The sequence below is a fragment of the Streptomyces sp. NPDC057307 genome (assembly GCF_042667665.1).
Classification (GTDB): Bacteria; Actinomycetota; Actinomycetes; order Streptomycetales; family Streptomycetaceae; genus Streptomyces.
Genome location: NZ_JBHUZM010000029.1, coordinates 25,038 through 48,391, shown reverse-complemented (window position 1 = coordinate 48,391; position 23,354 = coordinate 25,038). Strand labels below are relative to the sequence as shown.

The 23,354-nt window shown below is 70.9% G+C and carries 23 protein-coding genes and 1 pseudogene; 9 read left to right on the top strand and 15 right to left on the bottom strand.

Annotation, left to right across the window (positions count from 1 at the left end; translation table 11 throughout):
* Positions 1-170: 170 nt before the first annotated feature.
* The 8 genes and pseudogenes from pcaC to ACFUN8_RS13940 all read right to left on the bottom strand — a co-directional run bounded on the left by pcaC (position 171) and on the right by ACFUN8_RS13940 (position 6,721).
* A complete protein-coding gene (pcaC, locus tag ACFUN8_RS13975) occupies positions 171-1,421 on the bottom strand; it encodes a 4-carboxymuconolactone decarboxylase (protein WP_383635751.1) in 1,251 nt (416 codons plus the stop codon).
* On the bottom strand, positions 1,418-3,088 hold the full coding sequence (locus ACFUN8_RS13970) for a lyase family protein (protein ID WP_383635815.1): 1,671 nt from the start codon (positions 3,086-3,088) through the stop codon (positions 1,418-1,420). Before ACFUN8_RS13970 ends, pcaC begins: the two co-directional genes overlap by 4 nt.
* Positions 3,089-3,263: 175 nt before the next feature.
* A complete protein-coding gene (pcaG, locus tag ACFUN8_RS13965) occupies positions 3,264-3,884 on the bottom strand; it encodes a protocatechuate 3,4-dioxygenase subunit alpha (protein ID WP_383635748.1) in 621 nt (206 codons plus the stop codon).
* Positions 3,881-4,666 (bottom strand): protocatechuate 3,4-dioxygenase subunit beta, encoded by a 786-nt coding sequence (gene pcaH / locus ACFUN8_RS13960; RefSeq protein WP_383635745.1) that lies wholly within the window; start codon positions 4,664-4,666, stop codon positions 3,881-3,883. Before pcaH ends, pcaG begins: the two co-directional genes overlap by 4 nt.
* Positions 4,663-4,950: pseudogene (locus ACFUN8_RS13955) on the bottom strand (3-oxoadipyl-CoA thiolase); the annotation flags it as partial. The pseudogene ACFUN8_RS13955 and the gene pcaH, both read right to left, overlap by 4 nt.
* Positions 4,899-5,021 (bottom strand): hypothetical protein, encoded by a 123-nt coding sequence (locus tag ACFUN8_RS13950; protein WP_383635824.1) that lies wholly within the window; start codon positions 5,019-5,021, stop codon positions 4,899-4,901. The gene ACFUN8_RS13950 and the pseudogene ACFUN8_RS13955, both read right to left, overlap by 52 nt.
* A gap of 6 nt (positions 5,022-5,027) precedes the next feature.
* Positions 5,028-5,780 carry a CoA-transferase subunit beta gene (locus ACFUN8_RS13945; protein ID WP_383635812.1) on the bottom strand — a complete coding sequence of 251 codons (753 nt, stop codon included), beginning with the start codon at positions 5,778-5,780 and terminating at the stop codon, positions 5,028-5,030.
* Positions 5,781-5,890: 110 nt separating this feature from the next.
* Positions 5,891-6,721 (bottom strand): CoA transferase subunit A, encoded by an 831-nt coding sequence (locus ACFUN8_RS13940; protein WP_383635742.1) that lies wholly within the window; start codon positions 6,719-6,721, stop codon positions 5,891-5,893.
* 137 nt (positions 6,722-6,858) lie between these two features.
* Between ACFUN8_RS13940 and ACFUN8_RS13935 the strand changes: the two genes are divergently transcribed.
* Positions 6,859-8,625 (top strand): IclR family transcriptional regulator C-terminal domain-containing protein, encoded by a 1,767-nt coding sequence (locus tag ACFUN8_RS13935; RefSeq protein WP_383635739.1) that lies wholly within the window; start codon positions 6,859-6,861, stop codon positions 8,623-8,625.
* Positions 8,626-8,764: 139 nt separating this feature from the next.
* On the top strand, positions 8,765-10,060 hold the full coding sequence (locus ACFUN8_RS13930) for an NAD(P)/FAD-dependent oxidoreductase (protein ID WP_383635736.1): 1,296 nt from the start codon (positions 8,765-8,767) through the stop codon (positions 10,058-10,060).
* A gap of 23 nt (positions 10,061-10,083) precedes the next feature.
* Here the strand turns inward: ACFUN8_RS13930 and ACFUN8_RS13925 are convergent, their stop codons facing one another.
* The gene (locus tag ACFUN8_RS13925; protein WP_383635733.1) at positions 10,084-11,133 is read right to left on the bottom strand and encodes an aldo/keto reductase; all 1,050 of its coding nucleotides are present in this window, start codon (positions 11,131-11,133) and stop codon (positions 10,084-10,086) included.
* Positions 11,134-11,345: 212 nt separating this feature from the next.
* Here ACFUN8_RS13925 and ACFUN8_RS13920 point away from each other — a divergent pair, with 212 nt between their 5' ends.
* A complete protein-coding gene (locus tag ACFUN8_RS13920) occupies positions 11,346-12,068 on the top strand; it encodes a hypothetical protein (RefSeq protein ID WP_383635730.1) in 723 nt (240 codons plus the stop codon).
* A gap of 105 nt (positions 12,069-12,173) precedes the next feature.
* Complete coding sequence (locus tag ACFUN8_RS13915) at positions 12,174-13,124, top strand: SDR family NAD(P)-dependent oxidoreductase (RefSeq protein ID WP_383635727.1); 951 nt, start codon at positions 12,174-12,176, stop codon at positions 13,122-13,124.
* A 16-nt stretch (positions 13,125-13,140) separates the two neighbouring features.
* Here ACFUN8_RS13915 and ACFUN8_RS13910 read toward each other — a convergent pair whose 3' ends face one another.
* Positions 13,141-13,551 carry an ankyrin repeat domain-containing protein gene (locus ACFUN8_RS13910; RefSeq protein WP_383635724.1) on the bottom strand — a complete coding sequence of 137 codons (411 nt, stop codon included), beginning with the start codon at positions 13,549-13,551 and terminating at the stop codon, positions 13,141-13,143.
* A 191-nt stretch (positions 13,552-13,742) separates the two neighbouring features.
* Here ACFUN8_RS13910 and ACFUN8_RS13905 point away from each other — a divergent pair, with 191 nt between their 5' ends.
* Both ACFUN8_RS13905 and ACFUN8_RS13900 read left to right on the top strand, forming a co-directional pair.
* Entirely contained in the window at positions 13,743-14,399 is a 657-nt protein-coding gene (locus tag ACFUN8_RS13905; RefSeq protein ID WP_383635721.1) for an aminoglycoside phosphotransferase family protein, read from the top strand.
* Positions 14,400-14,753: 354 nt separating this feature from the next.
* Positions 14,754-16,538, top strand: coding sequence for a DUF262 domain-containing protein (locus tag ACFUN8_RS13900; protein WP_383635718.1), 1,785 nt, complete (start codon positions 14,754-14,756; stop codon positions 16,536-16,538).
* Positions 16,539-17,312: 774 nt separating this feature from the next.
* On the opposite strand, the gene ACFUN8_RS13895 is transcribed toward ACFUN8_RS13900, so the two are convergent.
* From ACFUN8_RS13895 to ACFUN8_RS13885, 3 genes are all read right to left on the bottom strand, one after another.
* Positions 17,313-18,164 (bottom strand): EamA family transporter, encoded by an 852-nt coding sequence (locus ACFUN8_RS13895; protein WP_383635715.1) that lies wholly within the window; start codon positions 18,162-18,164, stop codon positions 17,313-17,315.
* Positions 18,161-18,670 (bottom strand): YbaK/EbsC family protein, encoded by a 510-nt coding sequence (locus ACFUN8_RS13890; protein ID WP_383635712.1) that lies wholly within the window; start codon positions 18,668-18,670, stop codon positions 18,161-18,163. The genes ACFUN8_RS13895 and ACFUN8_RS13890 overlap by 4 nt, the downstream gene beginning before the upstream one ends.
* Before the next feature lie 68 nt (positions 18,671-18,738).
* Entirely contained in the window at positions 18,739-19,710 is a 972-nt protein-coding gene (locus ACFUN8_RS13885) for a helix-turn-helix transcriptional regulator (protein WP_383635709.1), read from the bottom strand.
* A 62-nt stretch (positions 19,711-19,772) separates the two neighbouring features.
* Between ACFUN8_RS13885 and ACFUN8_RS13880 the strand changes: the two genes are divergently transcribed.
* The 3 genes from ACFUN8_RS13880 (at position 19,773) to ACFUN8_RS13870 (ending at position 22,128) form a co-directional block, all read left to right on the top strand.
* On the top strand, positions 19,773-20,318 hold the full coding sequence (locus ACFUN8_RS13880) for a DinB family protein (RefSeq protein WP_383635705.1): 546 nt from the start codon (positions 19,773-19,775) through the stop codon (positions 20,316-20,318).
* Complete coding sequence (locus ACFUN8_RS13875; RefSeq protein WP_383635703.1) at positions 20,315-20,776, top strand: VOC family protein; 462 nt, start codon at positions 20,315-20,317, stop codon at positions 20,774-20,776. Before ACFUN8_RS13880 ends, ACFUN8_RS13875 begins: the two co-directional genes overlap by 4 nt.
* Before the next feature lie 134 nt (positions 20,777-20,910).
* Positions 20,911-22,128 (top strand): epoxide hydrolase family protein, encoded by a 1,218-nt coding sequence (locus ACFUN8_RS13870; protein ID WP_383635700.1) that lies wholly within the window; start codon positions 20,911-20,913, stop codon positions 22,126-22,128.
* Between the two features lie 241 nt (positions 22,129-22,369).
* On the opposite strand, the gene ACFUN8_RS13865 is transcribed toward ACFUN8_RS13870, so the two are convergent.
* The gene (locus ACFUN8_RS13865) at positions 22,370-22,897 is read right to left on the bottom strand and encodes a hypothetical protein (RefSeq protein ID WP_383635697.1); all 528 of its coding nucleotides are present in this window, start codon (positions 22,895-22,897) and stop codon (positions 22,370-22,372) included.
* A gap of 55 nt (positions 22,898-22,952) precedes the next feature.
* The gene (locus ACFUN8_RS13860; protein WP_383635694.1) at positions 22,953-23,330 is read right to left on the bottom strand and encodes a nuclear transport factor 2 family protein; all 378 of its coding nucleotides are present in this window, start codon (positions 23,328-23,330) and stop codon (positions 22,953-22,955) included.
* Positions 23,331-23,354: the final 24 nt, after the last annotated feature.

Here is a 23,354-nt window from a genome sequence, read left to right as displayed (position 1 = left end):
CTCGGCCGCGACCAGGCGGGGAACCGACTGTTGTTCGAGCACTGCCGGGCCCGACACGCGGGCGTGCCTGTCCGTCAGGCCGGGGCGCCCCAGGCGGGCGTCGGCCGGGAAGGGGCCCAGGACGGGGTGCCTCAGGCGGGCGTCGGCTCGGAGGTGTCTCGAAGGCGGGCTCAGGCGTGTTCCGACAGCACGTCGTCCGCGATCGCGAACGCCTTGTTGGCCGCGGGCACCCCGCAGTACACCGCCGACTGGAGCAGCACCTCCCGGATCTCCTCGGGGCTCAGCCCGATCCGTACCGCCGCCCTCACATGCATCGCCAACTCGTCGTGGTGCCCGCCGGCGACCAGCGCCGTCAGGGTGACGCAGCTGCGCGTACGGCGGTCGAGACCCGGCCGTGTCCAGATCTCGCCCCAGGCGTAGCGGGTGATGAAGTCCTGGAAGGGCGCGGTGAACGCCGTCGTACGGGCGACGGCCCTGTCCACGTGCTCGTCGCCGAGCACGGCGCGGCGCACCGCCATCCCCGCGCCGTGCCGGGTGGCGTCACCGACGGCCTGGGCCGTCGCCGCGAGGTGGTCCAGCAGTGCGGCGAGCACCGGTGCGGGGCGTTCGACGTTCGCCAGATGCGCGGCTCCGGCGATCTCGGTGAGGCTCGTGCCCGGAATGCCGTCGGCGATCGTGCGGGCGTGCGGCGACGGCGGGGCCGCCGGGTCGTCGCGGCCGGCGACGACGAGCGTCGGGACCCGCACCGCCGCCAGTTCGTCGCGCAGGTCGTGTCCGGCGACGGCCGAGCAACAGGCCGCGTACGACTTGTCGTCCGCCGCCCGCAGGTCCGCCACGAGCGCCGCGCCCAGCGGGGTGCGCTCGAAGCCGGGCGCGAACCAGACGCCGGGGCGGCTCGCCACCAGGGACTCGGTGCCCTCGGCGAGGACGCTCGCCGCGCGGTCCCGCCAGGTGTCGGGGGCGCCGAAGTACGCGGACGAGCACAGCACGGCGAGGGAGACGAGACGGTCGGGGTGCCGTACGGCCAACTCCAGGCCCACCGCGCCGCCCAACGAGATACCCGCGTACGCGAACCGCTCCCAGCCCTGTTCGTCGGCCAGCCGCACCACCTGGTTCGCCAGGGCGGCGACGGAGACGGCGGGCGCGGCGGAGGGGGCGGAGCCGCCGTGGCCGGGCAGGTCCCAGCGCAGGACGCGGTGGTCGCGGGCGAGGGCTTCCAGCTGGGGTTCCCACACGCGCAGGGACGTGCCGAGGGACGGCCCGAGGATCAGCGGCGCGCCGTCGGCCGGGCCGTCGAGCCGGAAGTGGGGGTGGGGGAGGTGGAGTTGAGGCGTCTCCGCCGTCCCGGTGCCGGTGCCGGCATCAGTCTCGGTGCCGGTCCCGGTGCCTGTCCCGGCCCCGTCATCGGTCTCGTCGCTCATCGAGGGGCCTCCTCCGGTGGGTCCTCCGGGTGGTCGGCCAACGCGGCCCGCGCCAGGGCGCTGTCGGCGACGGCGTGTTCGGCGAGGGCGCGGTCCACGAGCGCCGGGGCGGAGCCCGTGTAGCCGGCCGGGTCGGTGAGGGCGCGCAGCCGCTCCTCCCCGATCAGCTCGGCGACCGCCGGATCGGTCTCCGTGAGCGCCTGCGCGAGCGGGATGCCCGCGCCCGACGCGAGGCGGGCGGCGGCGCCGACCAGTTGTTTGGCGCGGGCCGCGCCGACGGCCGGGGCCAGGGCCGTCGCCAGCCGCTCGCTGACGAGCAGCCCGTGGGTCAGGCCGAGGTTGTCCCGCATCCGGTCGGGGAAGACCCGCAGGCCGTGGGCGAGTGCGGCGGCGTCGTGGGCGGCTCCGCCGGTCAGCCGCAGCAGCTCGCGCAGCGGCTGCCACTCGGCGTGCCAGGGACCTGCGGGGCGTTCGTCCTCGGCGACGAGTGACCCCAGCAGTACGGAGGCGAGCGCGGGCGCCTGCCGCGCGGCGGCGGCGATCAGGGTGGCCCGCACCGGGTTCCGCTTGTGCGGCATCGCGGACGAACCGCCGCCGCGCGCCTCGGCGACCTCCCCGATCTCGGTCCGGGACAGCACGAGCACATCGGCGGCCACCTTCCCGAGCGCGCCGGCGGCGAAGGCGAGGGCCGAGCCTAGATCGGCGACAGGGGTACGGAGGGTGTGCCACGGCAGCGTCGGTTCGGCGAGGCGGAGCTGGGCGGCGTAGGCGGCGAGGAGGCGCACGCCGTTGTCGGTGCCGGGCGCGCCCCGGTCCGCCCCCGGGGCCCCGGTCTCGTTCTCCGCCGAACCCGCCGAACCTGCCGGGCGGCCCGCCGACTCCTCCGAGCCCTCGGGGACGGCGGCCTCGACCGATCTGGTGGGGGCCGCGCCCGTCAGGTCGTAGACCGGTTCGTCGGGGGCGGGGTCGGCCCCGAGTTCGGGCTCGGGGTCCAGTCTCGGGTCGGTGCCCGTGGCGGGCGGATAGTCGGGCAGCGGCTCGGGAGGGCTGTCCAACGTGGTGTCGAGCGCACCGGTGAGGTCGTAGACGGGCTCGCAGGACGCGGCGGTGGAGGTGCTTTCCGGTGTGCCGGCCACCGCGTCGTCGCTCCGCGCGAAGGCCGCCAACGTGCCCGCCGCACCGCCCAGTTGGACCGGCAGCCGGACAGCCGCCAACCGGGTGCGGGCGTCCCGTACCGACGAGAGCCAGCCCGCCGCCTTCAGCCCGAACGTCGTCGGGACCGCGTGCTGCGTGAGGGTGCGCCCCGCCATCGGCGTGGTGCGATGGGCGGTGGCCAGGGCGGCGAGCGTGTCCGCCGTACGGTCCAGATCCGCCAGGATCAGCGGCACCGTACGGGTGGCCACCAGCATCATCGCCGTGTCCACGATGTCCTGGCTGGTCGCGCCCCGGTGGACGTACTGCGCCGCTTCCTCGTCGTCCAGCACCGTCGTCAGATCCGCCACCAGGGGGATCACCGGATTGCCTCCGGCGCGCGCCCGCAGCGCCACGTCCCGTACGTCGAACCGCTCCGCCGTCCCCGCCGCCGCCGTGATCGCGTCCGCCGCAGCCGTCGGCGCGAGACCGACCGCCGCCTGCGCGCGCGCCAGCGCCGCCTCGGCGTCGAGCATCGCCCGGAGGAAGGCGGCGTCACCGGTCGCCGCCTCGGCGGCGGATCCCGCCCGGCCGGGCGAGAGCAGCCCCGCGTCGGGGGAGGGACCGGAATCCGACGGGGCGGTGGCATGGTCGGTGGCGCGGTCGGCCGCGCGTTCTGCGGCCGGGTCGGCGGCGTGGTCAGCGGCGTGGTCAGCGGAAGTCAAGGAAAACCGTCTCCTCGTCGCCCTGAAGTCGGATGTCGAAGCGGTACGTGCCGGGCGTGGGCCCGGCCTTCGCCAACAGCGTCTCCCGCCGGTCCGCGTCCAGCGAGGCGAGCAGCGGATCGGCGGAACGCGCCTCGGCGTACTCCGGCGCCGGGAAGTACAGGCGGGTGAAGAGGTGATGCGTGAGCCCCCGCGCGAAGACGCACAGACTGAGGTAGGGAGCGCGCCCCGGGCGTGCGCCCGGCAGCAGGGTCCGCGCCGCCCACTGCCCGTCGGCGTCCGTCGCGACCCGCCCCCAGCCGGTGAACGTGACACCGTCACGCCCCGCGAAACCGCCCGTCACCGGGTCCCGCCGCATCGATCCCGCCCGGCGCACCGGTTCACCCGACTGGTCCGACTGCCACAGCTCCACTAGGGCGTCGGGCACCGGCGCGCCCGCGCCGTCGTACACGCCCCCGTGCACGGAGATCGCGTCCGGGTGGCCCACGGGCGCCAGTTCGCCGCCGCCGGGGAAGGGCAACGCGTAACCGTAGAAGGGGCCGACCGTGTGAGACGGCGTGGGGCCGCCGGCCCGGTCGGGGTGCTGAGCGGAGTCGTACACCGTCATTCGCGTCCCTCCTCGATCCAGGTGGCGGACGGGCCGTCCAGCACGATGTCCCAGCGATAGCCGAGTGCCCAGCCGGGCTGTGAGAGCCCGTGGTCGTACGTCCCCACCAGCCGCTGCCGCGCGGACTCGTCCGTGACCGACCGGAGGATGGGGTCGTGGGCGAACAGGGGGTCGTTCGGGAAGTACATCTGCGTCACGAGGCGCTGGGTGAAGGCCGTACCGAACAGCGAGAAGTGCAGATGCGCCGGGCGCCAGGCGTTGTCGTGGTTGCCCCACGGATACGCGCCGGGCTTGATCGTCGTGAAGCGGTAGCCGCCGTCGTCGTCCGTCAGCGTCCGGCCCGCCCCGGTGAAGTGCGGGTCCAGCGGCGCCGGATGGCGGTCCCGCCGGTGGGCGTAGCGCCCGGCCGCGTTGGCCTGCCACAGCTCGACGAGCTGGCCCCGTACGGGACGGCCCGCGCCGTCCAGCAGCCGCCCCGAGACGGTGATGCGCTCGCCGAGGGGCTCACCGGCGTGCTGGGCCGTCAGGTCCGCGTCGAGGTCGATGACATCGGTGTGCCCGAACACCGGGCCGTACAGCTCGACGGCCTCCGGGTCGTCCGCCACGACAACCGGCGGGCGCTTCGGGTGGCGCAGCAGCGTGCTCCGGTACGGCGGGTAGTCGCGCGCCGGGTGGTGCGCGGGGGGCGCGCCGGCCGCGCGGGCCGCCAGGTAGGCCGCTTGGTGCTCGGCCATCTCGCGGTCGATGTCCCCCTGAGGTGTGGCGGGTGTGGTGTCTGTCATGGGTGCTCCAGTACGAGGGCGACTCCCTGGCCGACCCCGACGCACAGGGCCGCGACGCCCGTACCGGAACCGTGTGCGGCCGGCTGATGCGCGACGGCCCCCGCGAGCCGGGCGCCCGACGCGCCCAGCGGGTGGCCGATGGCGAGGGCGCCGCCGCGCGGGTTGACGAGGGACGGGTCGAGGTCGGGGAGACCGGCGAGACAGCCGAGTACCTGGGCGGCGAATGCCTCGTTCAACTCGACGGTGTGCAGGTCGGTGTAGTGGCGGCCCGCCCGGTCGGGCGCACTCCGGCGTACGCGCCGCCGTACTTGCCGAAGGGCGTGCGGACGGCGTCCACGACGTACACGTCTCGCATGTGGTCTCACTCCTTGTTGTTGGCGCCGGGCGCCTTGAGCGCGCGCAGTGCGGTCAGTTCGGCCGCGCTCGGCGGGTCGGTGGTGGCCGGGGAGCCGGTCGGGGATTCGGCCGTACGCAGCTCCCAGCCGGTGGCCGCGCGCGCCTGGTCCACCGTGACGCCGGGGTGCAGCTCGGTCAGTACCAGCTCGGCCGTCTCCGGGTCGGGGCGCAGGATGCCCAGGTCGGTGATGACGGCGACGGGACCGCGCCCCGGCATGCCGAGCGAGGCCCGGTCGCGCGGTCCCGCGCCGTGCCCGAGCGTGGTGACGAAGTCGAGGCGGTGCACGAAGTTGCGCGGGGTGTGGCGCAGGACGAGCAGCACCCGGCCGCAGTTGGCGGCGATCTCCGGGGCGCCGCCGGCGCCGGGCAGCCGCGCCTCGGGCCGGTCCGGACCCCGGTCGACGACGGTGGTGTTGACGTTGGCGAAGCGGTCGACCTGCGCCGCGCCGAGGAAGCCGACGTCGATACGGCCGCCCTGGAGCCAGTAGTTGAACATCTCCGGCACGGAGACGACCGCGTCCGCCGTGTCGGCCAGTTCGCCGTCGCCGATGGAGAGCGGGAGGCGGGTGGGCTTGGAGCCGATGGTGCCGGACTCGTAGAGAAGGACGAGTCGCGGGTCGGTGGTGCGGCGGGCGAGATTGGCGGCGGTGCTCGGCAGACCGATGCCGACGAAGCAGGTACGGGCACCGGCGAGGGCACGGGCCGCGTTGATCTCCATCAGCTCGTCGGGTGTGACGGCGTGAGGTGTGACGGCGTGAGGTGTGGCGTCGTGAGGTGTGACGTCATGGGGTGTGGCGTCGTCGGGTGTCACGTCGGCGAGGGCGGCGTTCATGAAGCGATCACCTCGTCGGCGCCGCGTCCGTGTACGTGTGTGTCCAGCCAGGCCGTGAACGTCGCCCGGTCGCGGGCGATCGCGTCCCACGACCGGTAGAAGTCGTTGTCGCGGACCGAGTACCCGGCGGCGTACGACGGGTGCGCCCCGCCCGGCACGACGGCCACCGCGTCGATCACCCACGTGGGCAACACCACGGCGCCGGGGCGCGGTTCGAGGGCGTCGACCAGCTCCTCGACGGTGACCAGCACCCGGCGGGCGGCGAGCGCCGCCTCCTTCTGGACGCCGGGCAGCCCCCAGAGCTGCACGTTGCCCTCGCGGTCCGCCTGCTGGGCGTGGATCACCGTGACGTCCGGATTGAGCGCGGCGACCGCCGCCAACTCCTCGCCGGTGAACGGGCAGACGACGGTGGCGACGGTGTCCGTACGAAGGGGGAGATCGCTGCCCCGGTAGCCGCGCAGAGTGGCGAACGGGAGCTTCGACGCCCCGGCGACATAGCGGTTGGCCATGCCGGCGTGGCTGTGCTCGTCCAGTTCGAGGGGGCGTGGCCAGCCGTTCTCCACGGCGTCCCGGAAGCGGTGGAGCGAGCCGACGCCGGGGTTGCCGCCCCAGGAGAAGACCAGCTTCCTCGCCGCGCCCGCGCCGATGAGCTGGTCGTAGATCACGTCGGGGGTCATCCGGGCCAGTGTCAGATCCGTGATGCCCTGACGGATGACCTCGTGCGCCGCCGCGTGCGGGATGAGATGGGTGAAGCCTTCCATGGCGACGGTGTCCCCGTCGTGGATCAGGTCGGCGACGCCGTCGTGGAGCGAGCGGAGGTCGGCCATCGTCTCTCCGGTTCTCTTCTAGGTAGTGTTCGCCTGGTGAACTAATGTTCATGAATCGCGACGGCCAGAGTGTCGTCCCGGGGTCGGGAGCTGTCAATGGGGCGCTGTCGACCACCTCCGCCGACCGAGGAGAGCCCATGAACGATCCGGCCGCCGCACCCGCCGCACCCGCCGCACCCGCCGCACCCGCCGCGCCGCGTGAGGCCGTCGGGCCGTTGATCCGTGGGCTGTCCGTGCTGCGCGCGCTCGCCGGGGCGGGCGGGCGGCTGTCCGTCGGCGATCTCGTACGGGCCACCGCCCTGGCCCGCTCGACCGTCGACCGCACCCTCAGCACGCTGGAGCGCCTGGACCATGTCCGCCTCGAAGGAAAGTCGGCCGTCCTGGCGCCCCGGTCGGCGGAGCTGGGCAACGCCTACCTGTCCGCCTGCCGGCTGCCCGACGTCTGCGGCCCGGCGGCGGACCGGCTCGCCGACGAACTCGACGAGTCCGTCTCGCTCGCCGTGCCCGACCGGGACGGTATCCGCTTCGTCCATCAGTCGACACGGCGCCGCACCATGTCCCTCGCCTTCCGGATCGGCGACCGGCTGCCCGCCGAGTGCGGCGCGGTGGGCGCGCTCCTCGCCGTCGACTGGACCGAGGCGGAGTGGGACGCCTGGGAGGCACGGCGTCGACGCGATCCGCTGTACGACGGCTTTCCCGCCGTACCGGCGGAGGCGGCGCGCGCCGGTGAGTCGTTCCGACAACGCGTGGACGCCGCACGGCGGTTGGGCTGGTCCGAGGACGACCAGCTGATCGAGCCGGGACTCGTCGCGCTGGCGATGCCCGTACGCGACGGGGCGGGGCGGCCGGTGGGGGTCGTCAGCGTCGTCAGCCACACGAGCCGCCGGGAACTGGCGTCGATGCGGCAGGCGCTGCTGCCCCGGCTGCGGGAGACGGTCGCGGAGATGGAGGCGGCGCTGGAAGGGGAGCCGGAGGGTGCGCTGGATGGGGAGCCGGCGGCGGAGACGAGGCGTGCGCCCGTTGGGCACCCGCGGCCCCCGGCGAGCGCCCCGTCCGCCGACTCCGAACGGGCCCGCGAGTCCAAGCGGGAGATGGGCCCCGGCTTCGTGGAGTCCCTGGCGCGCGGGCTCGCGGTCCTGGCGGCCTTCGGCCAGGTCCCGGCCGGTGACCGGGCGACCGGTGTCCCGCTGAGCGCGCTGGCGCAGACCACCGGCCTGGCCCGCGCCACGGTCCGACGCGCGCTGATCACCCTGGATCACCTCGGGTACGTCGCGAGCGACGACGGCCTGTTCCGACCCTTGCCGCGCGTGCTCGACCTGGGCTTCGCCCCGCTCTCCGGCCTCACGCTGCCGCTACTGGCGCAGCCGCATCTCGTGACCCTGGTGAAGCGGGTCCAGGAGTCCGCGTCGATGTCGGTCCTGGCCGGGGACGACATCCAGTACGTCGCGCGGGTCGCGACCGAACGGATCATGAGCGTCGACATCACGGTCGGTACGCGCTTCCCGGCGTACGCGACGTCCATGGGCCGCGTCCTGCTGGCCGACCTCCTGGCCGGCCTGCCGCCGGACGAGCGCGTGGAGCGGTTGCGTACGCCCGCCCCGGCGGCCCTCACGCCGTACACCGTCACCTCCGCGCAGCGGCTGAGCGCCCTGCTCGACCAGGCGGGGCGGGACGGATACGCGCTGGTCGAGGGGGAGTTGGAGGAGGGGCTGCGGTCTCTCGCCGTACCCGTACGCGATCGTGACGGCCGGGTGGTGGCCGCGGTCAACGTGTCGATGCCCGTCGGCCGTCGCACCGCGGAGGAGTCCCTCGCCGATCTGCTGCCGCCGCTGCGCGAGGCGGCGGCGGGCATCGAGGGGGACCTGTGGGTGGCGGGTCGCCACACCCACATCCGCACCGTCTAATTCGGCGATGTCCGGGGATGTTTAACACCCTTTGACAGGAAATGGGTAACTGCCCTTTGATCGAACAACCCTTGCGCGAAAAGGAAGTCGGACTGATGAAGTACGACATCAAGCCGGGATTCCGGGTCGGCGATCGGGAATGACCGGGATCCGCGGGATCGACGGAACGCTCCGTCATATCGCCGTTGTCGGTGCCTCCCCTGCGGGAATACGCACCTCGGAGGCCCTACGCGAGCGCGGCTTCGACGGCCGGCTCACGGTGGTCGACGCGGCGGACGGCATCCCGCCCGCCCTCGACGCCGAGGCGCTGCCGCATACGACGGCCGAGGGGCTGGACCTCGTCGGCCGTAACGTCCGGCTGTCGGGCGGCCGGACCCTGGACTTCGACGGGCTGGTGATCGCCACCGGCGCCGCGGCGCGGCGACCCACCGGGCTGCGGAGCGGTCATCCGGCCGTCTTCGCCCTCCGTACCTTCGAAAACGCAGAAAACGCCGAAGACGCGGAGAACACGGAAAACACGGAGAACGCGGAGGGCTCCGAGAACGCCGAGAACGCCGAGAGCATCGAGAACGCCGAGAGCATCGAGAGCGCCGAGGTCTCCCGTGCGCTGCGCGCCGCGCTCGTCGGCGGCCCCCGGGTCGCCGTCGTCGGCGCCGGATTCACGGGCTGCGAGGTCGCCTCGTACTGCCGGGCCCGCGGTCTCGACGTCACCCTCGTCGAATCGGGCGCCGCCCCGCTGGAGGGTGTGCTCGGTACGGAGATGGGGCGGGAGCTGGCCGGGCTGCACCGCGAGAACGGCACGGCCGTGACGACCGGCGCCCGCGCCGTGGCCCTCCGCCCCGAGGGGGTCGTGACGGCCGACGGCCGTCTCGTACCGGCGGATGTGGTGGTGATCGCGGCGGGGCTCGCGCCGCGTACCGAATGGCTGCGGGGGAGCGGTCTCGACGTCGAGGACGGAGTGCTCCTGGACGCGACGTGTGCGGCGGTGGGTGCCTCGCGCGTCGTCGCGGCCGGGAGCGTGGCCCGCTGGTTCAACCCGCTGTTCGGCGAGGTGATGCGGGTCGAGAACCGGAACGGAAGCGAGCACCGGAGCGACACGATGGAGCAGGCCGTGGCCGCCGCCGACACGCTGCTGGCGGACGGTGAATGCGCCCTGTCGTTCGAGTCGTTGCCCTACTTCAGGTCGGAGCAGTACGGCACCGAGATCCAGTTCGTCGGGCTCGCCACCGGTGTCCCGCACGTCGTCGCCGGGACGGTCGCGGAGGGCCGGTTCGTCGCCGTGTACACGGACGGACAGCTCGTCACCGGCGCGCTCTGTGTGAACAGACCGTCCCAACTCGACCGCTACCGGCGGATGGTGGCGGCGCGCGTCCCGGTGGATGTGGTGTTCGCGCCGCCCACCGTGCTCAAGTCGACCGTCCGACAGCCCACTTGACCTCCACTCCTGCCCCAAACCCCCTACGCGGCGGCCCGGTCCCCGGCCGGGCGTCGCCGCCGTGCGGGCTCGGTCAGCGCGAGCGGCTTCCAGACGCCGTCCGGGTGGTAGACGTTCGTACCGGGCGCCACGATCTCGTCGATACGGTCGAGCGTCTCGTCGTCCAGCGTGAGCGCGGCGCCCTTCAGCAGACCGTCCAACTGCTCCATCGTGCGCGGGCCGATGATGACCGACGTCACCGCAGGATGCGCGACGGTGAAGGCCACCGACAGCTCCGGCAGCGAGCAGCCGATACCGGCGGCCAGCTCGGCCAACTGCTCCACGATCTCCAGCTTGGCGATGTTCACCGGGAGCGTCGGATCGAACCGGGCGGGGGTCAGCGCGGCGCGGCCCGTGGTCAGGTCGATCGCGCCGCCCTTGCGGTACTTGCCGGTGAGGAAGCCCGAGGCGAGCGGACTCCAGGTCAGCACGCCCATCCCGTACCGCTCGCACACCGGCAGCACCGCCGTCTCGATGCCGCGCGCCAGGATCGAGTACGGCGGCTGCTCGGTCCTGAACCGGTGGAGCCCCCTGCGCTCGGCGACGACGTGCGACTCCACGATCTCCTCGGCGGGGAACGTCGAGCAGCCGAACGCCCGGATCTTGCCCTCCCGTACGAGATCGGTCAGCGCGGACAGGGTCTCCTCGATGTCCGTCGTGTGGTCGGGCCGGTGGACCTGGTAGAGGTCGATCCACTCCGTGTCCAGCCGCTTCAGGCTCTCCTCCACCTCCTTGACGATCCAGCGCCGCGAGTTGCCGCCCCGGTTGCGGCCCTCGCCCATCGGGAAGTGCACCTTGGTCGCGAGTACGACGTCGTCACGGCGGCCCTTGAGCGCCTTGCCGACGATCACCTCGGACTCACCGGCCGAGTACATGTCCGCGGTGTCGAGGAAGTTGACGCCCCGGTCGAGGGCGGAGTGGATGATGCGTACGGAGTCGTCGTGGTCGCTGTTGCCGACGGAGCCGAACATCATGGTGCCGAGGCAGTGGGCGCTCACCTCGATACCGGTGCCGCCGAGAGTGCGGTAGCGCATGTCGTGTTCCCTTGCTGGTCAGGCATCTGATGGGGCGTACGTCGGGCACTCTAGGACTTGGAGTGCGATCGAGGTCAAGGCGCGACGGTCCGGTACGTCAGGCGCGGCGGTCCGGTACGGAGCGGGAGCCGCGGCAGGGCCGATACTTTCGTCACGCCCGCGGATCCCTTCGACGGATACCGGCCCCGGCCACCGCTTCCTAGCCTCGGAGCATGAAGGCAATCCCCGAACAGAGCGCCGACGTCACCGTGCTGGCCCAACCGGTCTGGCTCGTCCCGGCGTTCGCCGCCGCCGGCGCGCTCCTCGGCTGGCTGGTGAAACTCCTCGCCAACTGGCTGGTGGGCTGGGACTGGGCCCCGCTGAAGGGCCCGGCGAAGCTGCTGAACTCCATTCCCGAACCGTGGCTCACCGTTCTGGGGGTGACGGCGGGCGTGCTGCTCGGGGTGCTGGTGGGGTTCATCGCGCTGCACGAGTCGCTGACCGTACGGGTGTCGGACACCCGGCTCACGCTCAAGATCCGCGACGAGACCCGTGAGCTGCGCCGGGCCGATGTCGGCACGGTCTTCCTGGACGGCAAGTTCCTCGTACTGCTCGGCCGTCACACCGAGGAACTGGTCCGTGAGCCCTTCGACCTGAACCGCGCCGCCCTGGCCACCGCCTTCACCACCCACGGCTACGCCTGGGCGGCCGAGGACCCGCACAGGGCCGACTTCCACCTCTGGGTCCCGGACACGCCGGGCCTCCCGGTGGGCGCGAACGCCCTGCTGACCGCCCGCGCGCACGCGATGCGCAAGACCGACTCGGGGGAGGACGTCCGGGCCCTGCGCGCCGAGCTGAACGCGCTGGGCCTGGCCGTCCGCGACGAGAGCAAACGCCAGTACTGGCGGCTGCCCGCGCCGCCCCCCGACGGAAACGGGCCGCTCCGCCTCCCCTGAACGGCCCGCGTGCGGTGGTTGGGTTGCGGGGTGCCGACCGGGAAGTCCGAGAAGTTCGGAAAGTCCCGGCGGCGCCCCCGACAGCCCCGAGAGGCAGGTAGCCCGATGACCACCGACTCCACCGGCCGCATCACCACCCCGTTCGACGCCGAGTCCACCGCCGCCGAGGTCGTCGCCGGTGTCGACCTCACCGGCCGGCGCGCCGTCGTGACCGGCGGCTCCTCCGGTATCGGCGTCGAGACCGCCCGTGCGCTCGCCGGCGCGGGCGCCGAAGTCACCCTGGCCGTACGCGACATCGACGCGGGCGGGCGCACCGCCCAGGACATCACCGGCACCACCGGCAACCAGCGGGTGCTCGTCGCGCCGCTCGACCTCGCCGACCAGGGGTCCGTCGCCGCGTTCGTCGCCGCGTGGGACGGGCCGCTGCACATCCTGATCAACAACGCCGGTGTGATGTACACGCCCGAGCTGCGGACGCCGGAGGGCTGGGAGCTGCAGTTCGCCACGAACCATCTGGGCCACTTCGCGCTCGCCACCGGTCTGCACCCGGCGCTCGCCGCCGCGGACCGGGCGCGGGTCGTCTCGCTCACCTCGGTGGGGCATCTGCGGCAGGCCGTGAACTTCGACGACATCGACTTCCACGACGGGCCGTTCGACACCCAACTCGCCTACGGCCAGTCCAAGACGGCCACCGCGCTCTTCGCGGTCGAGGCGAACCGGCGCTGGGCCGGCGACGGCATCACCGCCAACGCCGTCCACCCCGGCGCGGTCCTGTCGAACCTGACCCGCCATATGAGCCAGGACGAACTCGACAAGGCGATCGCCTCCGGCTACACGTTCAAGACGCCCCAGCAGGGCGCGGCGACCTCCGTGCTGGTCGCGACCTGGCCGGGGCTCGAAGGCATCGGCGGCCGGTACTTCGAGGACTGCCACGAGGCGCGTCCGCACCGCGAGGGCGACTCCGGCGGCGTCGCCGCGCACGCCCAGGACCCCGCCGCGGCCGCGCGGCTGTGGCAGGTGTCGCTCGACATGCTGGCCGCGGCCGGCCGCGCCTGACCCCCCGCCCGCCTTCTCAGGCCCCCGCCTCCTCCAGCAGCCGCACCGTCTCCGGATACGGCCCGGTCCGCGCCCACTCCAGCGGCGAGCGCCCGCCGCCGCCGTCCTCGCGCAAGTGCGGATCGGCGCCGTACGCGAGCAGTTCGCGTACGGCGCCGGCATGCCCCCAGCACGCGGCCCCGCACAGCGGCGTGCCCTCCGTGCCGTCCCCGCTCTCCGTGTCGGGCAGCGCGCCCGCCGCCAGGAGCAGGCGTACGGCGATGGCGTCGCCGTGCACGGACGCCGCGTACAGGGGCGTCGACCCCTCGGAGTCGTACGTCTGCGCCGGCGCTCCCGCCCGCAGCAGCGCGCCGACCTCCGCGGTGTGGCCGAGCCGCGCGGCCCACACCAGACGCCGCGAGAGCTTCTTCCGCCGTCGGTTGTTCATCTCTTGCCCCACCCTCAACTCGTCCGCAGCCCGGCCGACACTATGGTCTCGCCTGTCGTCACTGTCCGTGGGTACGGGCGCCTTGATTGTCCGCATGACAGGCCGGCATTAGCTGAGGGAGTTGGTGGGGCATGCCGTCTGGTGCTGAGCGGAGCGCGGGGGAAGGGTTCACTTCGGCTGTCGCTACGAGGGTGGTGGCTGCGGCATGCCGGCGGGCGGGGCTCGACGGTGAGGGGGCCCGTCTGATCCGCCTGGGTGAGAATGCTCTGTTCCGTCTGGAGGCGCACCCGGTGGTGGTTCGGATCGCTCGGTCGACCGAGTATCTGGAATCGGCCCGGGGTGAGGTCGCTGTGTCCCGTTGGCTGGCCGGTGAGGGCTTTCCAGCGACGCGGGTTCTGGATGATTTGGAGCAACCGGTTGTTGTCGATGGTCACCCGGTCACTTTCTGGCGCTTGATCGAGGAGAGTGACCGTAGGCCGAAGTATGGCGAGTTGGGAGCGATCCTCCGGGATCTCCACTCGCTCACCCTCCCTGCTTCCCTGAGTCTCCCTCCGTACCCGGTGCTGGACCGGACAGACCGACGCATCAACGCGGCGACCGGCATACCGGAGGACGACCGCGCGTTCCTGCGTAAGCGCGCGCGTGAACTCCGTGGCCGGGTTGCGGAGTTGCGCTTCGAGTCGCGGAAGGGGTCCGTGCACGGGGATGCTCACGTGCAGAACCTCATGGTGGATCGTGATGACCGGGTGATCCTGGTCGACCTGGAGAGGTTCAGTTTCGACCACCCGGAGTGGGACCTGATGGTCACGGCTACGGAGCATCACAGCTTGAGTTGGCAGACTCCGTAGGAGTACGGGGCGTTCGTCGGCAGCCGTGCCCCATCATCGGGGGTCGATGAGCCGCCCCATGCCGCGTTGATCAACGACGGTCAGGTCACACCGCTAATCAATGAGAGCGCAACATGCGGCTGCTATGTGCTGGTTCGGCGGATGCGCCACCTTGGTGTCGACGGAGAGCGCATAGAAGTACGTGAACGTTCACGCGACCGACTGCGCCGCGAGCTCGTACGAACCGTATCCGACAGTGCGTTTCTTGATCGACGTCAGTATGCAGCACGCAAGGCACGCACCGCCGTACTTTGGCCTGACCCATTTCTGTAATCTACGAGACCAATCCCCAGTACGTCGACTACGGTGATACACATGCAGAGTTCAGAGCTATCCGTCCAAGGACAGAACCTCCATCAGCTTTACAACCAGTACTACAAGAATAAACTCCTTGTCGACCGCCGCTATCAGCGAAAGCTCGTCTGGACACGCGACGAGAAGGAGAAACTCATCGACTCAGCCGTCAACAAGCTGCCGATCCCGCTAATTCTCCTCGCTCAGAGAAGAAAAGGTGGACTGGAAATTTTCGAGCTGATCGATGGGCTTCAGCGTCTCGAAGCGTTCTTCTCTTTCATGGAAAATAAATACCCTTATAATGGAGAATACTTTGATTTGGCCACAACGGGTGACACCTTGGCCAAGCTCCACTCTAGAGAGCTTGCCCAGAAAGAGCCGGTAATGTCTCGTGAGACATCTTTGGAGATTGCCAACTATCAAATCCCTGTATCGACCTATCGCGATGCGGCAACCTCATCGATCGACGAGGTTTTCCGTCGAATCAATAGTGGCGGCCGGCGCTTGAGTCTGCACGAGATTCGGCAGGCAGGTGTAACAGGGCCGCTATCAGATGTGGTGCGACGTACTAGCGCCACTATTCGAGGCGACGGAACTTTCGCTGAAGCTCTTACCCTCAGCGAGATGGAAAAGCTCTCCATCTCGCGGAAAGATCTTGAATATGGCCTAGATCTCGACCGCATCTTCTGGACGCGACACAACATTATTGGCGCAGATGACATTCGCTCGTCCGGTGATGAAGAAATGGTATTGGACCTGATTCTCGATGCCGTTCTTAGTCCGTGGCCTACGAGTGGGTGGCAGAATCGAGACGTGGCTTACGGATTGCCACGGAAAATCAGGTCAGCTTCCCCGGATGTAGTTAACGCGGCTATCATGACTGTTGGAATTGAAAACCTGCAGCAACGAATCGTCTCGGTAATCGAGCTGCTGGATGAAGCTATGCTTGACCACGGCCCACTTGGCCGCCACATGGTCCATCTGGAGACCTATGAGAAGGGCACGCGACGGCAGTTTCAGGCAGTCTTTTCTGTTCTTTATGAGCTCACTTTCGTTGATGAGATGCAGCCTCTCTCAATGGAGGCGATTCGCAATGTCTTGGACAATTTTTGGGGTCGTGACCTTGCCATTCCGACCGGCGGAAGTGCGTGGGGTAAGGATGAGAAGGCCAAGCTATACCCGCAGGTAAAGCGTCGCATCAAGAAGGCATTCTTTAATCCCGAACCCAAAAGTGTTGCCAAGCAACTCAATGCGCGCATGCTAATCGAGAGCTACCTGCAGGGCCCGGTTAACGAGGATCCCCTCATTGAGCTTAAGCAAGGATTCTGTGAACTCTCGAACCCGCCCACCGAGAATGTGGATCTATTTGACGAAGTAATGCAGACCGCAGTTGGTATTGCAAACTGGAGTCGCGACGCAACTGGTCTAATTCTGATCGGGGTTGCAGACAAGAAATCGGCGGCGCACCGATTGACAGAACTCTTCGGCGTGACCTCGGTCGAAATTCACGGGCAGCACGTAGTGGGTACCGAGGAGCAGATTTCTCACCTGGGTCACGACATCGACTCTTGGTGGCTCAAGTGGCAGGAAAGGATCAAGTCCGCCCAAGTTGACCCTGATTTCTCTGCTGACCTTGTGCACAGCTTTAGCCCACTCGTCTGTGACGGAAAGGTCCTTTGGATCATGAAGCCTAGATCGCTCGGTAAACCCATTTCATACAAGAACAGGTTCTTCTTGAGGGTTGGTGCATCAACGCGCGAAATGGAAACAGACGAATTCCTCTCCCACATTTCTCGCAACTTCTGAACTCAAATTAGACGCCCTATTTTCGTCTCGTTGAGGATTGATGGTCGGCTAGATGTGGCCACATCTTCTTCGGTGGGTGTGCCGCAGTCGCGATGCCTTAGGGTTATGCATGCTGTCTGACCTATGTGGCCCTGGTGGAGTGTTTCTGAGAAGGGCTCCTCATAAGAAAGACGAGCCCCCCGCAGTTCCAACATTGTTTTCTCGGAGTCAGTGCGACAGGTGGTGGTCGGCAAGCAACTTGGATGGAGAGTCATCCCGCAACTGATATACCTCGCCTGCGCTAACGGTTTCGCAGATGTCTGCGCAACTTTTGAAGTGGGCGTGCACTCTTCCGGCATCGTTGCGCGGTCACCCTTAGGGGGCTGGCTCATTTTTACCGCGGATCGAGATCCGAGAGGTTGGTGGAGCGGTTTTGGGGTCGCGCCGAAAGTGGCTCCGTAGCCGTGAAGTCGACCACCCAGCCACGACTTACCTATGCTCTCACCTCAGGCAGCAGCCGATTGCCGTGTGTGTAGTGCGGCGCCTTGAACGCGTCCTTGAGCAGTCGCGATGTGTCGTCGGATGAGCGGCATGCGTGCGCGGCCTCGATGCGCAAGATTAAATCCTTGTCGAGGTCGGACATGGCGCGACCAGTCGATGTCGCCGTAGACGGACGTCACGTAAGGAGGCGTCGCGCCCACGGCGTCGTGCGTCTGTACCGAGGCGCCCACTCGCAGCAGGGCGCCGACATCCGCTGTGTCGCCGAGCCCTCGCGGTCCACACCAGTCACGACCCTCAACTCGTGTGCAGCATCAGGCCGATGCCGACCACCATCAGCCCGGCGGCCGCGATGCGCGGCGTGCCGAACCGTTCCTTGAAGAACACGGCGCCTATCGCCGCCCCCACGATGATCGACGACTCCCGCAGCGCGGCGATCGGCGCGAGTGCCGCGCGCGTCTGGGCCCACAGCACCAGGGCGTACGCCCCGACGGACAGCGCCGCGCCGAGCAGGCCGAGCCGCAGATGGGGACGCAGCGCGGCGAACAGCCCCGCGCGGCGCGCGTAGAGCGCGTACAGCGGGATCAGTGAACCCTGGAGGATCATCAGCCAGCCGATGTAGCCGAGGGGCGTGCCCGATTCGCGTACGCCCACCCCGTCCACGACGGTGTACGCGGCGATCGACACGCCCGTCGCGAGCGCGGCCAGCAGCGCGGGCCACTGCGGCTTCGTCTCCGCGCTCCGCATGCCCCACAGGGCGACGCCGACGAGCCCCGCCGACGCGACGGCCACGCCCGTCGCCTGCCAGCGGTCCAGCGACTCGCCGACGAAGACCGCGGCCAGGACGGTCACCAGCAGGGGCGCCGTGCCGCGCGCGATCGGATACATCTGGCCGAAGTCGCCGAGGCTGAACGACCGCATCAGCAGCACCTGGTAGCCGACGTGCAGCACCGCCGAGGCGATCAGATACGGCCACGCGCCGGCGGCCGGGAAGGGTGCGAAGCAGACGGCGACCGCGCCGAGTACGGTGCCGCCGCCCGCGATCAGGGTGAAGGCGACCAACTGGTCCTTGATGGTGTGCGCGATCGCGTTCCAGGTGGCGTGCGTGACGGCCGCCAGGAGGACGGCGGCGGCGACGCCCGGCGTCACGCCGTGCGCTCGCGGACATCCACCAGGGTGCCGCCGGCGTACGAGACCAGGCTCTTGGGGTCCATCGGGAACACCGTGTGCGGCGTGCCGGCCGCGGCCCACACCACGGCGTGGTCGAGCAGCCCCCGGTCGGCGAGGACGCGCGTCCGGGTGCGGTGGCCGAAGGGCGGTACACCGCCGATCGCGTACCCGGTGGTCTCCCGTACGAGATCGGCGCGCGCCCGCTTGACCGCCCCGGCGCCCAACTCCTCCCGTACGCGCTCCACATCGACGCGCGACGCGCCGTCCATCAGCACCAGGACCGGGACACCGTCGGCCTCGAAGATCAGCGACTTGACGATCTCGCTGAGCCCGCAGCCGATGGCGGCGGCGGCCTCGGCCGCCGTACGGGTGGCGTCCGGGAAGGTGCGGACCTGGCCGGTCAGGTCGTCCAGGCCCAGTTCGCGCAGGGCCTCGACGAAGCGAGGATGGGCCGGGGTGTCAGGCGTGCCGCCGGGGTTGCTCATGGCGGGCACGCTAGCGCCAGGGGGACGGCGAGTGCGAACGCGTTTCGACGGGCGGGCGCGAAAGCGTTTCAGCGAGGTGCGCCGGCCGACCGCAGCCTCTCCGCCAGCGCGCGGGCGCGCCCCGCCAGCTCCTCGGGATCGAGTACCTCGAAGTCGTGCCCCAGCAGCAGGACATGCATGAGGATGAAGTCGAGGTCGCCGCCGCCGCTGAGCACTTCGCAGCGGTCGTCCCCGCGCGGCCGTACGACGGCGGCCGACGCCGAGACCTGTTCGCGCACCGTGTCGGCCGGCGCGTGCACGAGGAAGCGCGCCCGGTGCGGATAGACGCGGCTCGCCACCCCCTCCTGCACGTACGCCGCCGCGTCGGGCGCCTCGCGCGGGCGGAAGCGCCAGGTCCGCGCGGACACGGCGGTCATCCGGTCGACGCGGAAGGTGCGCCAGTCGTCGCGATCGAGGTCGTAGGCGAGGAGGTACCAGCGCCGGTCGGAGGCGACCAGACGGTAGGGCTCGGCCCGCCGCCGCCGTACCTCGCTCCCGGAGGGGTAGTCGAAGCCGGCCTCGACCTCGTCGCGGCAGGCTCTGGCCAGGGTCATGAGCACGTCCGGGTTGATCGGCGGGCGGCCCCTGCCGAAGAACGCGACCGAGCCGGAGAGCGCGCGCACCTCGTGCCGGAGCCGGGTGGGCAGCACCTGGTCGAGCTTGGTCAGCGCGCGGAGCGCCGCGTCACTCGCACCACTGCCGCCGTCCGCGCCCGCGAGCAGCGAGACGGTGACGGCGATGGCCTCCTCGTCGTCCAGCAGCAGCGGCGGCAGTTCCTGCCCGGGGCCGAGCTGGTAGCCGCCGCCGACCCCCTGACCGGCGTGCACCGGATAGCCGAGCGCGCGCAGCCGCTCGACGTCGCGCCGTACGGTGCGCGACGTCACCCCGAGCCGGCCGGCCAGCTCCGGACCGGTCCAGAGCCGGCGCTGCTGCAGCAGCCCGAGCAGCGTCAGCACCCGCTCCGTCGTACCCCGCTCGGCGGTCCCGCTCGCCCTGTCCATGGTGCCCAGCCTGACAGAGATGGCGGACCGATCCTGTCCGCCAGGGGTGCCACGGTGGGCGCATGAACGCGGACGAACTCGACTGGAACCGGACGCTGCGCGAGCAGTGGGAGTTCCACTGGAACCATCAGCTCCGGGCCCGGCTCGACGGGCTCACCGACGACGAGTACTTCTGGTCGCCGGTGCCGGGCGCCTGGAGCCGGCACGGCTTCCCCGGCCCCGGCCCGGCGGACTTCACCACCATCGCCTGGCGGCTGGATCACGTCATCGTGGACGTACTCGCCGCGCGCAACGCGGTGCACTTCGGCGCGGCGGTGGGGTCGCGTGAGACCTGGGTGTACGCCGACGGCGCGGCCACCGCGCTCGACCAGCTACGGACCCAGCTCGACAACTGGCTCGCCGGGGTGTCCGGGCTGGACGACGCGGCGCTCCGGGTCCCGGTCGGTGCGAAGGAGCCGTACCCGGATGCCCCGATGGCGGATCTGGTGCTGCACATCCACCGTGAGCTGATCCACCATCTGTCCGAGGTCTGCCTGCTGCGGGACCTCTACGCACATACGAACCCCGCCATGAACGCGAATCCCGCCACGAATGGAGCCACCCGATGAGCCGCCACGTGCAGATCACCTTCGACGCCCACGACCCCGCCGCGCTGTCGACCTTCTGGCGCGACGTCCTGGGCTACGTCCACCCCGGCCCGCCCGGCGTCGACCTGCCCGAGGGCGCCGACCCGTTGGCCGCGTGGGACGACTTCCTGGCGCGGATCGGCGTACCGGAGGGGGAACGCAACACGAAGTCGGCCCTGGAGGACCCGGACGGGCAGGGCCCCCGGCTGTTCTTCCAGCAGGTGCCGGAGGACAAGGTCGCGAAGAACCGTGTCCACCTCGACGTCCGCGCGGCTCCCGGGCTGGCGGGGGAGGAGCGGATGGCGGCGCTGGAGGCCGAGTGCGACCGCCTGGTCGCCCTCGGAGGGACGCGCGTACGCCGCGACGAGCCCGCTCCGCCGCTGAGCACCGGCTACATCGTGATGCAGGACCCGGAGGGCAACGAGTTCTGCCTGGACTGAGTGCCGGGGCCCGCCGTCGCCCCGGCGCCGGGGGGCGCCGGGGCGGGCGAGGACCGTCCTCCCAACGTTGACAGCAGCGGCCGCCCGGTGTGCCCCGCCCCGCTCCCGCCTGACCTCTCCGTAGGATGCGGCCCATGCCGGACCCCGCCTCGCCCCGCCGTCCCGAGCCCTTCACCGCGCGGGCCTCGCCCGCCGCGCTGGAAGACCTCCGCGCGCGGCTGCGGGCGACGCGCTGGCCGGACGCGCCCGAGGACGCCGGGTGGTCGCTCGGGACCGACCTGGACTACCACCGGGAGCTGGTCGCCTACTGGGCGGACGAGTTCGACTGGCAGGCCCTGGAGGCGGCCCTCGCCCGCTTCCCCCGCTTCCGCGCCCGACTCGGCGGCACCGGCACCGGCACCGACACCGGCGGCGCCGGCGGCCTCGGGATCCACTTCGCGCACGTACGTGCCGTCGCGCCCACCGGGCCCGTGCTGCCGCTCGTCCTCAGCCACGGCTGGCCGGACTCGTTCTGGCGGTACGCGAAGGTCATCCCGCTCCTGACCGACCCCGGCGCGCACGGCGCCGACCCCGCCGACGCGTTCGACGTCGTCGTGCCCGACCTGCCGGGCTTCGGCTACTCCGACCGCCCCACCGGCCCGCCCCTCAACTCCATCGCCGTCGCCGGTCTCTGGGCCGAGCTGATGGATCTTCTCGGCTACGCGCGGTTCGGCGCGGCGGGCGGGGACATCGGCAGCCATGTGAGCCGGTATCTCGCGCTCGACCACCCCGACCGGGTCGTCGCCGTCCACCGCACCGACGCGGGCGTCCCCGTCTTCACCGGCGATCCGGCGGACCTCGCCCCCGAGGAGCGGGCCTGGCTCAGGGACGCCGCGGCCTGGGGCGCGACCGAGGGCGCGTACGCCGCCATGCACCGTACGAAGCCCCAGACCGCCGCCTTCGGGCTCACCGACTCCCCGGCCGGGCTCGCCGCGTGGATCGTGGAGAAGATGCGGGCGTGGAGCGACTGCGACGGTCACGTCGAACGGAGCTTCACGAAGGACGAGATCCTGACGAACGTCACGCTCTACTGGCTCACGGGCACGATCGGCTCGTCGATGCGCATGTACGGCGCGAACGCGGCGATCCCGCCCGCGCAGCTCGCCCGCCGCGTCGAAGTGCCGTCCGGCTTCTCGCTCTTCCCCGGCGACATCGTCCGCCCGCCGCGCGCGTGGCTCGACCGCACGGCGAACGTCGCCCGCGTGACCGAGCCCGAACGCGGCGGCCACTTCGCCGCGTTCGAGGAGCCCGAGCTGTACGCGGAGGAACTGCGCGCGTTCTTCCGCCCTTACCGGGCACCGTCGTTGGACTAGGCCGTGTCCGCAAAGTCTCGCCTGGCCCGCGACGCCTGGCACGGCACCTCGCCGCGTTGTCGGAATCGACCAAGTACGCCCAGTACGAGGCCGATCCTCCGCCTTGCGATGCACCGCACCAGCCGCCGCAGGCCCCGCCCTACGGGCGGACGGCGCTACTTTGCGGACACGCCCTAGTACCCGGCGGACGCGCGAGTGGTGGGTGGCTGGTGGCTGGTGGCTGGTCTCGGATGGCGGCTGGTCAGGGGAAGTACAGGGACGCCTTCTCCAGGACGTGGCCCGTGAACATTCCGCCCCAGGTGACCCCGCCCCGGTACATGGTGACGCCGCCGGTCCCCGGGACCGTCGTCTGGACCGTGACGGGACGGCCGACCACGGTCGTTCCGACGAGCCGGGCGTCCTTGGCGGCCCAGTCCGAGGCGGACGGCCGGATGTTGCCGCTGATCAGGGCGGGCAGGACCATCAGTGCGTTGCGGGCGCCGGGCAGGCCGCCGCGGAGGTCACCGGCGTACTCCATCGCCCACCTGGTGAAGCTCGCCAGCGACGTGTCGTCGGCCTCGGGCACGGCGGCGGCCAGGACGAACAGCTGAACCTTGGTGCCGAACCACCGTGCCTTGCGGTCCGACCGGCTGCCGATGACCACCTGGCTGTCACCCCAGAGGGTCCCGGTCACCTCGCATCCGTCGGCGGCGAGCCGCCCACGGAGTGTCTCCAGATAGGCGGTTGCCGCGTCGGCCGACCGGGCCCCGCCGATTCCTTGCTGAGTCATGCGCAGATCCTCCGTCACCCACGCGTCCGGCGGAAGACCGGGGCGAGCCATCCCGTCAGGGCCCGGACGGCTCGATCTCCCCCGCGAACACGATGACTTGGTCGATGAGGCTCCGCCGCAGATGGACGACGTCCGTGCCCGCCAGGCGGGGGCCGCCGTCCGGTGTGGTGAAGACCCACTGGTACCGGGCCCACTCGTCCGGCACGTCCACCGCCGAGCAGCGCACCATCGTGCCGGTCCCCGCCGGGTGGCGCCGGATGTCCAGCACGAACCGCTCCACCGCCTCGATCCCCTCGCTGCGGCCCAGCGGTCCCCAGAAGACCACGTCCGAGGTCAGGGCCTGGGAGAGCAGCCCGGCCACATAGCTGTCGTCCGAGGCGTTGAAGGCGGAGATGAACGTGTCGATCGCGGACCGCGCGGTCTCTTCATGCATGCACCCAGTAGTACCAGTTGCCTC

Coding starts and splice junctions, on each gene's coding strand:
- ACFUN8_RS13915 (WP_383635727.1), top strand. CDS start 12,174: ATGACCACCGACTCCACCGGCCGCATCACCACCCCGTTCGACGCCGAG.
- ACFUN8_RS13940 (WP_383635742.1), bottom strand. CDS start 6,721: ATGGCCGACCTCCGCTCGCTCCACGACGGCGTCGCCGACCTGATCCAC.
- pcaH (WP_383635745.1), bottom strand. CDS start 4,666: ATGACAGACACCACACCCGCCACACCTCAGGGGGACATCGACCGCGAG.
- ACFUN8_RS13885 (WP_383635709.1), bottom strand. CDS start 19,710: ATGGACAGGGCGAGCGGGACCGCCGAGCGGGGTACGACGGAGCGGGTG.
- ACFUN8_RS13925 (WP_383635733.1), bottom strand. CDS start 11,133: ATGCGCTACCGCACTCTCGGCGGCACCGGTATCGAGGTGAGCGCCCAC.
- ACFUN8_RS13910 (WP_383635724.1), bottom strand. CDS start 13,551: ATGAACAACCGACGGCGGAAGAAGCTCTCGCGGCGTCTGGTGTGGGCC.
- ACFUN8_RS13860 (WP_383635694.1), bottom strand. CDS start 23,330: ATGCATGAAGAGACCGCGCGGTCCGCGATCGACACGTTCATCTCCGCC.
- ACFUN8_RS13950 (WP_383635824.1), bottom strand. CDS start 5,021: ATGCGAGACGTGTACGTCGTGGACGCCGTCCGCACGCCCTTCGGCAAG.
- ACFUN8_RS13890 (WP_383635712.1), bottom strand. CDS start 18,670: ATGAGCAACCCCGGCGGCACGCCTGACACCCCGGCCCATCCTCGCTTC.
- ACFUN8_RS13920 (WP_383635730.1), top strand. CDS start 11,346: ATGAAGGCAATCCCCGAACAGAGCGCCGACGTCACCGTGCTGGCCCAA.
- ACFUN8_RS13875 (WP_383635703.1), top strand. CDS start 20,315: ATGAGCCGCCACGTGCAGATCACCTTCGACGCCCACGACCCCGCCGCG.
- ACFUN8_RS13930 (WP_383635736.1), top strand. CDS start 8,765: ATGACCGGGATCCGCGGGATCGACGGAACGCTCCGTCATATCGCCGTT.
- pcaG (WP_383635748.1), bottom strand. CDS start 3,884: ATGACGGTGTACGACTCCGCTCAGCACCCCGACCGGGCCGGCGGCCCC.
- pcaC (WP_383635751.1), bottom strand. CDS start 1,421: ATGAGCGACGAGACCGATGACGGGGCCGGGACAGGCACCGGGACCGGC.
- ACFUN8_RS13935 (WP_383635739.1), top strand. CDS start 6,859: ATGAACGATCCGGCCGCCGCACCCGCCGCACCCGCCGCACCCGCCGCA.
- ACFUN8_RS13870 (WP_383635700.1), top strand. CDS start 20,911: ATGCCGGACCCCGCCTCGCCCCGCCGTCCCGAGCCCTTCACCGCGCGG.
- ACFUN8_RS13900 (WP_383635718.1), top strand. CDS start 14,754: ATGCAGAGTTCAGAGCTATCCGTCCAAGGACAGAACCTCCATCAGCTT.
- ACFUN8_RS13880 (WP_383635705.1), top strand. CDS start 19,773: ATGAACGCGGACGAACTCGACTGGAACCGGACGCTGCGCGAGCAGTGG.
- ACFUN8_RS13945 (WP_383635812.1), bottom strand. CDS start 5,780: ATGGAGATCAACGCGGCCCGTGCCCTCGCCGGTGCCCGTACCTGCTTC.
- ACFUN8_RS13865 (WP_383635697.1), bottom strand. CDS start 22,897: ATGACTCAGCAAGGAATCGGCGGGGCCCGGTCGGCCGACGCGGCAACC.
- ACFUN8_RS13970 (WP_383635815.1), bottom strand. CDS start 3,088: ATGCTCGACGCCGAGGCGGCGCTGGCGCGCGCGCAGGCGGCGGTCGGT.